Here is an 11,908-nt window from a genome sequence, read left to right on the forward strand (position 1 = left end):
GTAGCAACAGACATCCAGATTTACTTCTGTGATCCTCAATCTCCCTGGCAACGTGGCTCAAATGAAAATACGAACAGGTTGCTAAGACAATATTTTCCAAAGGGAACTGACTTATCGGTTCACAGTCAGCAGAGACTAAACAGCGTTGCCAGACAGCTCAACGAAAGACCGAGAAAAACGCTAGACTATGAATCACCCGCAGAACGGTTCAATAAGTGTGTTGCGTCCATCAGTTGAACTCACAGCTCATAGCAGACATTTAACCAGCGTGCTTTTGTGCCAAGAGCGGGAGTTAATAACCTTTTAGTGTTTATCATAAAAAAATACCTGCCCTCCGAGGAGGGCAGTTACAAAACGCGGTGGTAGCGTATTGTGCTTCTATATAGTTTTCTACTTTGTGAGGAAGAACCAGACAATCCCGTCAGACATCTTCCCTTCACTGAGCGGTAGAAGCGCTCACCTATGACACAACACTGTTTATATTAATTACTTAAAAATCAGTCGCAAGCGTAATCGGTAAGTTAATAAAAAAACCGACGAGTGGAAAAATCCCGGCAGCAGGGCAGACATGTACTTCACTCATCTCAGCAGATATAAGAAGAGTTGGGTAGCGCATTTTATCTGACCCTAACCGGCTACACCGGGCGTACGGCGCCGTCTGCCCAGTGTACTCTGTTCAGGAAATCATTCGGCGCCTTCATGCTGCTGCACGCCATACAGAGCACAATCTTTGGTGTGTTACCATTATCTAAGTAAATTTACCCGCACAGGATTTATTGCGTAGATAAGCACGGTTAGAATGGCAAATATGATTTATTCAGAGGACAGACTGCAGTGACGCTCACACAAAAATCCGGTCATCTGGCCTGGTGCGCTCTGGCAGCCCTTGCACTTGCACGTCAGGACGGTACCGTTTTTTCCGCTGCTTAGGAAAATCTCTTTCTGACACGCTGGCTGGCGACCGCCCTTAAACAGCGTCGCTTTTCCCGTGAGGTGGCTCCCGACATTGAGTGGCTGCTGAAACAGGGACGCCAATATGGCGTTGCCGCAAAGCTTGCCGGCAAGCTCGACTATCTCTGGCGCTCCTGTACAGGCGAGCTGTCCCGGCAGAATGACCTGTTCCGTCTGACATATGCCCTGGAGATGGCGAAAGATATGTGCTGGGCTTACCGGCTGTTCAGCGACCGGGAGTGGTCGGGAAGGCATGCCGCCGTCCTGAACGCTGGCGTAAACGGAATTTATCTGTCCCGAAGCAGCCTGGATGCTGCATTCAACGATGGCGGCCAGCAGGTCGCACCGGTGATCGCGCGACTAACCGGGTCCGTGCAGGGGCTGGAAACGCTTCTTAACCGCTGTGGATGGCAGATGGCTATTGATGGGCATTCCGGGCTTTATGTGCTGACGGCAGAAAAATATGAACTGACGATGGGGCAGTGAGCCCCTGGGCGGCTGTACCTGGTGGTTCAGCAGTACGGCCGGAGAGGCCGCTAAATAAGTCAGTGGCGGATCTGCGCCAGGTCGTCTTCAGTCAGTCCGGTCATTTTCATGATGGTATTACGGTCAAGACCGTTCTGCAGCATGGTACGGGCAACTTCCAGCTTGCCTTCATTTCGGCCTTCCTGCCTGCCTAGCTGGATACCCTTCTGGATGCCATTCTGTTCGAGCTGTTGTGCGATGGTCATAAGTGCGTCTCCGTGTTGCGGCACACGCTGTGCCAGTTCGCGTACAAAACCTTCGGCGTCGGCTGTTTCGCCTGCCTGTACAATATAGTGTACCAGCGATATCACCTGTGATGAAGACAGATAGCCGGCCAGCAGAATGGGCGCCAGCCGGTCAGTCAGTTCTGCCAGGTCCCGCTGATGAATATGTTTCTGCAGCAGGGTCAGGGCGGCCATGCTGCGATGGCCGGCGATTTCATCATCAGGAATGACGGTAACGTCAACCAGCGGGAAAGCGCTGCTGTAGAGTTTGCCTGCCAGCGCCAGCTCATCAAACTCATTCAGCCACCGGGTGGAGTAAGGGTACGGGCTGCGTTTACCCGTATAGAACAGCACGGGTATCACCAGTGGCAACTTCTTATGGCCCGCCTCAAGGTGGCGCTGCATGGCAGCCACCGCATAACGCATCAGGCGAAAAGCCATGTGTTTATCGGGTGAAGACTGGTGCTCGATGAGCACGTGGACATAACCCTCACCGGCTGTGGTTTTCAGACTGTAGAGCACATCGCTAAAGTACTGCCTCAGGTCATCCTCGACGAACGAGCCGGATTCCAGCTTTAGCGTACTGAGGTCACAGATAGCACGCAGCTCTGCGGGCAGATGGAGTTCCATGAAATCACGGGCGACATCCGGGTGGGTCAGAAACTGCCGGAACGTGGCATCGTGAGGAGTAGGTGTGCGGTTTTTCTTCTTCTTCATCAGTTCCGGCTCTGAAAAATAACCGCTGTATGTTACCACAGGCAGAAAACCGTCTGTATTGATGGCGAACAGATAGGCAATGCCTGCAGGTAGCCGTTCGGATTATTTTTTATTTTTTCGGATATACTGCTTCATCGTACGATCTCTAATAATCGAAGCATAATCATTCTTCGTCGCACTTCGCATAGCCCGATGAGTGATGGAATCATAAAACACCGTCAATACGGCAGGGAACCGATGTGGCTATTTCCGCCTTAATTTAACATAAATTACATTTTGTGTATTAAAATCATAATAGCAAATTTGTATTATAAGCTTTTAGTCAGGCCTGAAATGCAGCTTCGGGCGACCTGCTTAAAGCCCTGATATAACAATATTTATTTAGAATAACTAAAGATAAGCAACAATAATATTATGAAATACTTATGCTGCACCTACTATCGGCACAAAAAACCAAAATGTTATAAATCAACCATCTAAAATCATGATATTTAAGCTGAACTGCATTCAGAGAGGACCTTACTGTTTCCTTACCCTCTACATGTTCTTTTTGCTTCGCAGGATATCCCCATAAGGCGCTAAATCATTCTGCCCGAAACCGCGAATTTTTTGTAGCAGCCCCAGGCATGTCAAAAAAGATTAAAAACCTAGGCATACCAGCTTATTTATCAGGTAGCCGCTCAAGTGTCAGAAGCTCCTGAGCGGTTACTCTGCGACAATGTTAAACGGCTTCCTGGAGTTCTCCACGAACGCTGTCATCATAGTCAGTGTCCAGAACCTGGTATTTGAGACTCTTTTTCAGGCCGCGCTGGAACTGCTTATTTGCCCGATAAAACCCCGAACTTCAACAGCCTGTTCAATAAAACCGCTAACAACGTGGCTGAAAGTGGCCTCATCAAGCTGATGCAGCGACTGCTGGAAACAGAGGCGAACCTTATACTGCTCATCCATTGCCAGCCAGCAGCCCTGCATTGCCGCCATTTCAAAGTTCAGCTGCAATAACAGTTGATAAAGCGTCAGCGAGGCTTTCGGGTCAGTTTCAGTTAACTGGCAATGCATCAACAAGCTGTCACTCTGTTCCGGCACTTCCAGCACGACGGCCTCTTGCCCCTGGTCGTTATAAAGGGCACAGACCCCGTCCTTCAGGTGCAATGGAGTTTTGCAGCCTTCGGAGAAATAGCGCAGAAATTTTTCAACCTGCCGTTGTGATGCTGTCATTCTCTGACTCCTTAGTTCACTGATTAATGGTCTGATCAACAAAGATTAATGGCGATCAGCTTTTCATTTCGAACCCTTCTTTTCTCAGCTCAGAGAGAGCCGATGCCACTTCCGGATTGGCTTTAGCAATTTCACCCTCGAGAGTGAAGCGCCGTGGCATGTCTTGGTCCTGACCGTATTTGAAGTTAATGGTGCCGATATTGCGTTCCATACTGACGCCCGCGCTGTTGCTGGCGCCCAGTAAGAGCGTCGGCGTGTTGAATCCTTCACTTTTGGTGACATTCTGGCTGACGCTGATTGATCGGATGCGCAGGTTATTACGATCCTGGAACAGCAGCCCCAGTTCCTCGCGCCCTACTTTACCGTCCAGAATGGCTTTTTCGGTCTGATCGCGCAGGCCATCCTTCAGCTCCATCGAGACGCTGGCGCTACTGAACGGCGTGTTTTGCAACTGTTTGATCAACCCCTTCAGTACCGGATCGTTATCTATCATCGCGCTCAGACGGGTAGCATTAGTGGGTGGCAGGGCCGCATTAAAATGCTGCTTCAGCATATCCACAATACCGTTCTCATCCAGCCGGGACAGATTGCTGTAAGAAGTACTGTGCCTGGCCGAGCCCAACCCCATCACGTTGGTTTCAGCAGCCTGCTGACGCAGTACCAGCTGTTCCAGGTTGCGTACCGCCTCATATCTGTCGTCACCGATGACCTTATTGCGGGTAAAATGGCGGTGTAACTCGCTCAGTTGCTTTGAGGGTTCAGGATTTTCCTGATTTTTCAGGTCGGCCAGCAGTTTGGTGCTCTCGCTGTCCTTGAAATGTTTGCCTAGCGTGGCGGTCAGCTCGCTGATATCGTTGCTGGTTACCGGATCGGCCAGCTTCATCTCCACGCTGATCCTTTGGGTGGTGCGGTTATCCATCGCCAGCGACACCGCCACGTTGGTCGAGGTAAAGGCCGGTAAAGTCCCGACCGATTTAGCCGGCTCTTTGGTGGCGTTGCCGGTGACCTTGCCATCATGAGTAAAACCGTGGGCGACACCGACACTGAAGGTAAGGTTGGCCCCGACGTTAGCCGAGTTAAGGAAAGTCGCACGGTTATCACTGGCCGCGACGGTGCTGCCAAACTCGCCTTTTTGCGTACTGCGTTCGCGTCTGGCGGTCATCAGGTTAGCCGAACCGCTTACCCCGGTGGAAACACGGGCGGTTACACCGTCAGGTTTTGCGCCGTCGTTGGTGATGTTAATCCCGGCACGCAAATCGAAGGCCGCTGAGGTATCGACGTTGAACACCAGTTTGGTGCCCTGCTTCATCTGATGTTCAATCCCTTTTTTCATCAGCTCGGTCGGCGTCAGCGTGCCGTGCGTCAGGCCATGCAGAAAATCAGGCAGTTCATCTTCGGTCAGTTTGAAGTTAAGACTGTTTTGCAGCGTCCCCTGGATGTTACTGCTGATGCTGCCGCCGATACGAAAATCCGGGCTGATCTTATGTTTTTTGCTCAGCCAGTCGCTGGCGTTTTCGGCGGTGTTTTTTTTGCCGGTCATATAGGGCATCAAATCGTGGCCGGTGGCGACAGAGATGGTGCCGCTGGCCCCACCGTCACGCCCAAAGGTAACGTCTAGTCCACCGCTGGTACGGCCAAAGCTCAGGTTATAAGCACGATCGAGGGCGATGCCCGCGCCGGGCACAATCGGCACCGGGATTTTGTTCAGCGTCGGTACAAACGCGGTGCTGAGGCCACCGCCGTAGGTACGGCTGAAACTCATGCTTTCGCCGCCGTCCAGCGACAACAGCGTGTCTTTTAATTTTTTCTCCAACTGCGCGTTGCCCTGGGTGTCCAGCACGGTGCGGGTGGTCAGGTTGACGCCGTGGTGCTCTTTCTTAAAGGCTTTGATAAAGGCTTTCACCGCATCGTAATTGGCCTCCAGCGGTGCGTTATGGCTGAAGCCCATGTCGGTAAACTGCTTCACCGGGTTAGCGCTATACTGCTTTTCGCGCAGGGTATCGAACTGCTGACGCAACTGCTTGATCTGGTCGGGATCGGGCTGATGTCCTGATACCAGTGCCGCCTTATCCGCCAGCTGATGCAGATCGCCTATGGTAACGGTATCCAGAATCAGCCGCGATTTGGTGAGGGATGTTTCGTCATTGGGATCGCGCTGACGCCCCATCGGCACGTCACCTTTCTGGTGACTCATATTAACTCCGGCTTTGACGAAGTGTCTGAGCAGCGTTTGCAACTTACTTTGTGGTGACGGCGCGGCAGAGCTGACCGCTTTTTCTAACGCTTTACTGAGGTCGCGCCCCGAACGGTTAACGTTGAAGCCCTGTATCACCGCCTTGCTGGCTGAAGGTTTAAATTCTTCGTTAATTTGACCGTTGCTTTTCAACACCCCCTGATGCTGTCCCAGTTCGGTGGCCGAGCGAACGGCACTATGTTCAAGCTCTTCACGGAACCGCTTCATATCATTCAGCAGTGCCGCACCGTGCTCGCCTAAATCCAGCGCTTCCATTTTGCTGTGCAAATCCATTTGCGTTCCGCTGTTACGCACGTTGTGCGCTTCCAGCAGCTTAATGAGTGCGCCCTGCATTTCGTAAACCGAGCCCAGACCACGCCGTCCCTGCCAGTTGTGCTGCATGTTGTAGGCCGCATTTTTGATCGGACGCGGCATTGCCATGGTCGGATTGAAAATATAGGCGCGCACCCGATCGGTAAATTTACTGGTGATTTTGCGGTTTTCCATCCCGGTCTGCCCGCCCACCTGCGCAGTAAGCTGCATGTTCACGCCGGTTCCGGGGATCAGGCGGCCTTTGAGGCCCTGATTTAAACGGGCAAATACCTGTTCCGAACCACGTTGGCCTACTTCCAACGGCCCAGGCTCTGGCGCGGTATGCGCATGCCACTCCCCCTCTCTCAACTGATGCAGGGTGCCGTCAGCCATCGTGGCGACCGGCTGGTTTTCATGGTCCATCTCCAGCCGTTTCAGTTCACTTTCGCTGTGCGGCATCGCCAGTTTTTGCCATTTACTGCCAGCCTCGCCGCTCTGCCACTGCTCACGAGGCTGATGGAAAATCTCGCCGTCGTGGTTTACGGCGTAAAGATTCTGCTGATTATCGACGTGTATATCCTTCAGAGTGCCGGTGATTCCTTCATGGCTGAGGGTTTGCGCTGGTCGCGCCAGTTGCTGGGTGCCAGGCTTGATCTGGAATGAGCGAATGTCGCCTTTTTCCGACAGCGCCAGATATTTATTCACCCCAATCACCGCCATCGCCTGAGCTTTATCGGCTTTATCCAGTCCCTGAAGGGCGCTTCCCGGCTCCGGCTTGTTGCGTACATGCGGTAGCGTAAAGAAGTTATCTTTGCCCTGACTGATGGAGGAGGTGCTCTGGTTAATATCCAGCCGCTTTACCTCACCCTCTTTCAGAATATATGCCGCGCCGTCCAGCCCTTTTTTCAGCTGCTGACAGTCTGATTCTGCGGCGGTCCAGCCTTTGGTCAGCTGGTCGAAGTAGTGAACCTTCCCTTCCTGAAGCGTCAGGCTGCCTTCACGCCCCATATTGAGAATCTGATGCGGCTCCGGGTTAACATTTTGCAGGCCAAGATGATTGTTGATAACCAATGTGTCGCTGAGATTCCAGCCCGCATGGAACTGATGATCGTCGCCCAACGGGCAGGCGTGTTGCTGTCTGAAGTTATCTTTTACCAGCGCATTCAACTGACCGTGATTGTCAGTGAAAAAGCCTTCAATACGGTGGTCATGTCCGAAATGCTGTTTGAGCACCTTTTGTGACATGCTCTTCATTGGTAGTTCGCCATCCCTAACCTGCGATAACACGCCGCTGTAGAGTTTGCCCTCACTGTCAGCGGCGTACAGCTTACCATTGCTGATAGCAATCGATTGGGCTTCCAGATGTGGTTCACCACGTTTCAGCATCTGCATGGTATCGGCAAGATGCAGGCTGAACTGGACATGCTGTTCCGGAGAGGCGCTGGACGACGGCATCAGACAGATATGATGCGGGCTGTCAGTATCGGTCAATACTGCCACCTGTCCATGCTCACTGACGGCAAAGGATTTGATCTTATCGACGAATTTTTCGGAGGTATGATCATCCGACAGGTTGTGCAACGTCCGGCTGTCCTGCACGGCATAGAGTTTGCCATCAGCCTGACGGGAAAGCTGGCCATGCGACTCTTTACCGGCGGTTTGCCAGGTGCTAATTTCCGGATTGAGAATATGGATCTTATCGTCATGCAGACAAATCGACTCTCCTTCGGGTTTCGCCCCGCCTGCCGGGTGCTGCCAGACGCCGCTGAGCAGGGATCGGTGAACATCGCCCGGCTGATTGACGCTCAGTTTATTCTTGCCGTCAGTACCGATGCTGATCTGAATTTTGCCGTTGTTATTCTCCAGACTGACTGGTGTGTCGCCAACCTGCGCCAGCTTTGTCCTGATAGCAGAGGACTGGCTATTATGCAGCACGCTGTAGCCGCTCTCGTGACTTTTGATATCAAACAGCCGCCCCTGCTTGTCCAACAGCAGATGTTGACGACCATCGCTGCTGGCCGAATGGGCCAGATAATGCTGATCCTCTTTACCCAGCGTTTGTGACAGTAACGTATTGATCGCCTTAGGATTGCTGGCGGCTAGCTGCAATTTACCGTTCGTCAGCGTCATGCCCAGTGGATCGATGGGAGTGGTAGATAGCTTCGACGGTCCCTGCAGGGACGACGGTTTTATGCTGCTTTCCGTTTCCAGCATACTCTCGGCAATCGGGGACAGGGTTGGCTGTAACTTACGGGATATTGGCGTTGGTACACCCAGCCGAGGCGGCTGCGTAGGGTTTTCCCGCTCGCGCGCCAGTCGCTGTTGATTCAGTTGCTCAAACTCGCTGTTGTAATCTTCCTCGGTAATCTCTGAGGTGCCGGAAGAGGTGGCGGCAGTGGGCTGATGCGCTTCGGTTTGCTGGTGGTGGCCGTGACCATGCCCGTGCGTTTCACCCGCACCGGGCGCGGTTTCAGGACTGTCTGGCGGCGTGAGTGGCAGCTCTTCGATTTCATGGTGACTACCGGGAATATGGGCCGCAGTCAGAGGGGAAAGCGGCTCTTCTTCAATCTCGTGGTGACTGCCGGGGATGTTGACCGGCGTCTGGCTGGCCGTGGTGCAAGAAGGCTGGTTGATTCTGCTCAGCATGTTCTGGCGCATCTGGCTGAAATTTTGGAACTGTTGGTGCTTCAGATGCGTCGGCACGCTGTCGCTATGGCCCTCTTTTACCATCGGCCGACCATTCATATCTTCCAGATTGTGGCGCTTAACACCCCCGGAACGGGTCAGACGCGCGGCTGCGGGCGGAGCGGCAGTTTCTGGCTCATCTTCTGCCTGAGGCTCTGCCAGTAAATCTCCCAGGGTGGGACGTCGGGTGCGGCCAGCTTCGGGAACTGCCGCGCTGGAGGTGGCGATCTGTGCTGAGGTTTTCTCGGATTTTTTAAATCCGAACATGCTTTTCAGGCTGAACGATTTTTTCTGCTGTCGACCGGCGCTTTTGCCATCCTGCCCTGTGGGTTGTTGATGGACATCGGGCAACTTTCCACGATTTTTACCATCGGTCGCCAGCGATCCGGCAGCGGCCTGCGGTGCACTGCTGCTGCTACCCTGTTTCAGTGCGGCCCCTTTTCCGCTCTTCTTCTGCTCAACGCTCTGCACTGCGGCTTTCTGTTCAGTTCCGTGCAATCTCAACTTCATGACCTGCCCTCGTCCAACATCTCGCGTAAAACATTAATGAACATTATGTAGCGAACTAAAGCTACAGGTTCCCATCAGAGGCGAAATAAGCCTGCCTTAATCGCACAAAATCAGGAACCTTAGAGACCATCGTCCCACTCAAGACAGGCAGCTGACGCTGCATGTTCTCGGGAAGTTAACCTTCATTAAGGGGAAAATTCATGTCAGGTCTGGCACTTAGCATTACTATCCCGAACTCACTTGGGCATTTTCAGCCGGGTGAGAACCACGGGCTTTTCACAGGTAATAACGCAAATTCCTCCCAAGGCCAGCAGCCCTTTGATCAACAAACCATTGAACAGATGGCCCAGCTGTTGGCGGAGCTGTTAAAGCCACTGCTCTCCTCCCAGAGCGGAGATTCCTCCAGTGATGCTAATGGAACCAGTCCGATATCCGGGCTGGGTAACACTGGCGGGACGAATGGCGCATCGGGCAACAGTCTGCTCTCCGGCTTGGGTGGTGCAGGCAGCCTGTCGGGTCAGAACGGCAGCGTCAGCGGCGCATCGCAGGATGACAGCCAGTCTGCGCTGAATGATATGAGCAGCAACGGGCTGGATCAGAGCCTCAGTTCTGACGGTCAGGGCGGCGGTAATATCAGCAATAATCCGTTACTAAAAGCGTTACTGAAGCTTATTGCTCAGATGATGGATGGCATGAATGGCCAGTTTGGTCAGCCGGACGGCAGTGACGATTCGTTTTCTTCTGGCGGAGGCTCGCTGGCGGATGGCTCGGGAGGAGGAGGATTGGGCCGCAACTCTCCTTTTAGCGGTACTTCACTTGCCGATGGTTCAGGTGGTGGTTCTCCCTTTGGCGCCGGCTCACTGACCGGCGGCGCTGTCGGCGGTTCTTCTTTCGGCGGCGGGTTCTCTCCCGGCACCTCATCGGCTTCCAACGGTCAGGGTGGCACTTCGCTGCTTTCTGGTAGTCCGGCTGTGGGTTCCACCACGCATACCCCGGTCAGCGCTCAGGCCGATCCGCTGGGTAGCGCAGGCACCGGCGCAGCGCAGGATGTGGGCTTCCCCACCGCCAGTACCAAACCAAACGTGGTGCATGACACCATCGTCGTTCCAGCGGGCCAGGTATTTGATGGTAAAGGGCAGACCTTCACCGCCGGGAAAGAACTGGGCGATGGTAGTCAGTCCGAAAGCCAGAAACCGCTGTTCAAACTGGAAGACGGCGCCAGCCTGAAAAACGTGGTGATTGGTGATAACGGCGCAGATGGTATTCATCTGTACGGTGATGCCAAAATCGATAATCTGCATGTCACCAATGTTGGCGAGGATGCGATTACCGTGAAGGCTAATAAAGAGGGCAAGAAATCCAGCGTTGAAATCAGCAACAGCACCTTCCAGAACGCGTCAGATAAAATTCTGCAACTGAATGCGGATACCGACCTGACCGTTAATAATGTGAAAGCGAAAGACTTTGGCACTTTCGTGCGAACTAACGGCGGTCAGCAGGGCGACTGGGATCTGAATCTGAGCCATATCAGCGCGCAGAACGGCAAGTTCTCCTTTGTGAAAAGCGACAGTGAAGGGCTGAACGTCAATACCAGTGATGTCTCACTGGACAACGTTGAAAACCACTACAAGGTTCCGGCATCAGCGAAATTAAGGGCGATGGCATCATGATGGCCTCTTATCAGCAACGCCCGGGCACCCGCTGGGTGGAGGTGGTGGATGATAATCAGCAGCGTCTTACCCCGCCGCAGTATCAGGCCTTTCAGCAGGCGATTGCTCAGGTGAAGGAGCGGCTACATCAGGTGTTGAGTCGCCCGACGCCGCAACGTCAGGGCCGCTTTGATCTGAACACATTCGTTGACAGTCTGTATGCCGATTTCGTACACGCTGAACAAGGATCAGAGACGGATGTGGGCCAGACAGCCTGGTGGATCACCCGTTATCTGGCCGACCAGCTGCTGGAACTGCAACAGCTGGAACAGGCGAGGAGCAGAATGTAGTTGCGCCAGTGCATCGTTCAGAAGACGATGCACTGTATTATTGATGCGCAGAAAAAAGCACCGGGATTCGCTCCGGTGCTTTTTTCTGCATTAAACTTCAGGCAATTGACAGAGTTTCTGTGACTACTTTTTGCCTTTTTGTATAGCAAGATATTCACCAGCCCGCGCAATTTCCTGAAAGCGGAAGCCTTCAATCGATGTGCTGTAGGCTTTGTCAAAGCGCTGCGCACGGTAGGCCAGATTGCGGTGCAGCAGGGTTTCAGCATGCATGCCGCCTTTGTCTTTCGTGACAATGTCGTTTTCACGAGGGCCGCCGGTAATCCTCCCATTTTTAACGGAGGTGATAAGTAGAATCAGGTCATGCGTTGAATATGCTGCATCGGCGTGTAGCCATTCAATGCCATATTCGGACGCTCGTGATTATAAAACCATTGCCAGCGTGTGGCATAGTCCTGTAATTCATCCAGCGAGGAAAACAGGTACTGCCCTAGCCAGTCATAGCGTACTGTACGATTATATCGCTCAATATAAGCG

General features: G+C 53.0%; 7 protein-coding genes and 2 pseudogenes. 4 read left to right on the top strand and 5 right to left on the bottom strand.

The window, feature by feature from the left end:
• Together GS12_RS23705 and GS12_RS21015 are read left to right on the top strand one after the other, a co-directional pair.
• The coding region (locus GS12_RS23705) for an IS30 family transposase (protein WP_152601463.1) at window positions 1–237 on the top strand (237 nt) is incomplete at its 5' end.
• Between the two features lie 597 nt (window positions 238–834).
• Window positions 835–1,437, top strand: a pseudogene (locus GS12_RS21015) (DUF2913 family protein).
• A 59-nt stretch (window positions 1,438–1,496) separates the two neighbouring features.
• On the opposite strand, the gene GS12_RS21020 reads toward GS12_RS21015, so the two are convergent.
• The 3 genes from GS12_RS21020 to GS12_RS21030 all read right to left on the bottom strand — a co-directional run bounded on the left by GS12_RS21020 (window position 1,497) and on the right by GS12_RS21030 (window position 9,375).
• Entirely contained in the window at window positions 1,497–2,417 is a 921-nt protein-coding gene (locus GS12_RS21020) for an Rpn family recombination-promoting nuclease/putative transposase (protein WP_034950508.1), read from the bottom strand.
• A 798-nt stretch (window positions 2,418–3,215) separates the two neighbouring features.
• Complete coding sequence (locus tag GS12_RS21025) at window positions 3,216–3,635, bottom strand: type III secretion system chaperone (RefSeq protein WP_031590804.1); 420 nt, start codon at window positions 3,633–3,635, stop codon at window positions 3,216–3,218.
• Window positions 3,636–3,690: 55 nt separating this feature from the next.
• Entirely contained in the window at window positions 3,691–9,375 is a 5,685-nt protein-coding gene (locus GS12_RS21030) for an AvrE-family type 3 secretion system effector (RefSeq protein WP_034950511.1), read from the bottom strand.
• A 200-nt stretch (window positions 9,376–9,575) separates the two neighbouring features.
• Between GS12_RS21030 and GS12_RS21035 the strand changes: the two genes are divergently transcribed.
• Window positions 9,576–11,045: a pectate lyase gene (locus tag GS12_RS21035; RefSeq protein WP_031590806.1), complete on the top strand. Its 1,470-nt coding sequence runs from the start codon at window positions 9,576–9,578 to the stop codon at window positions 11,043–11,045.
• Complete coding sequence (locus GS12_RS21040) at window positions 11,042–11,374, top strand: DNA-binding protein (protein WP_152601464.1); 333 nt, start codon at window positions 11,042–11,044, stop codon at window positions 11,372–11,374. Before GS12_RS21035 ends, GS12_RS21040 begins: the two co-directional genes overlap by 4 nt.
• Window positions 11,375–11,497: 123 nt before the next feature.
• Here GS12_RS21040 and GS12_RS23710 read toward each other — a convergent pair.
• Together GS12_RS23710 and GS12_RS21045 are read right to left on the bottom strand one after the other, a co-directional pair.
• Window positions 11,498–11,680, bottom strand: a pseudogene (locus GS12_RS23710) (YopJ family acetyltransferase); the annotation flags it as partial.
• A 47-nt stretch (window positions 11,681–11,727) separates the two neighbouring features.
• A partial coding sequence (locus tag GS12_RS21045; RefSeq protein WP_034950516.1) for an integrase core domain-containing protein occupies window positions 11,728–11,908 on the bottom strand: 181 nt, incomplete at its 5' end.

The organism is Erwinia oleae, from assembly GCF_000770305.1.
Lineage (GTDB): Bacteria > Pseudomonadota > Gammaproteobacteria > Enterobacterales > Enterobacteriaceae > Erwinia > Erwinia oleae.

Bases quoted from the DNA above. Each gene is read 5' to 3' on its own strand.
- GS12_RS21025 (WP_031590804.1), bottom strand. From the start codon at position 3,635: ATGACAGCATCACAACGGCAGGTTGAAAAATTTCTGCGCTATTTCTCC.
- GS12_RS21020 (WP_034950508.1), bottom strand. From the start codon at position 2,417: ATGAAGAAGAAGAAAAACCGCACACCTACTCCTCACGATGCCACGTTC.
- GS12_RS21040 (WP_152601464.1), top strand. From the start codon at position 11,042: ATGATGGCCTCTTATCAGCAACGCCCGGGCACCCGCTGGGTGGAGGTG.
- GS12_RS21030 (WP_034950511.1), bottom strand. From the start codon at position 9,375: ATGAAGTTGAGATTGCACGGAACTGAACAGAAAGCCGCAGTGCAGAGC.
- GS12_RS21035 (WP_031590806.1), top strand. From the start codon at position 9,576: ATGTCAGGTCTGGCACTTAGCATTACTATCCCGAACTCACTTGGGCAT.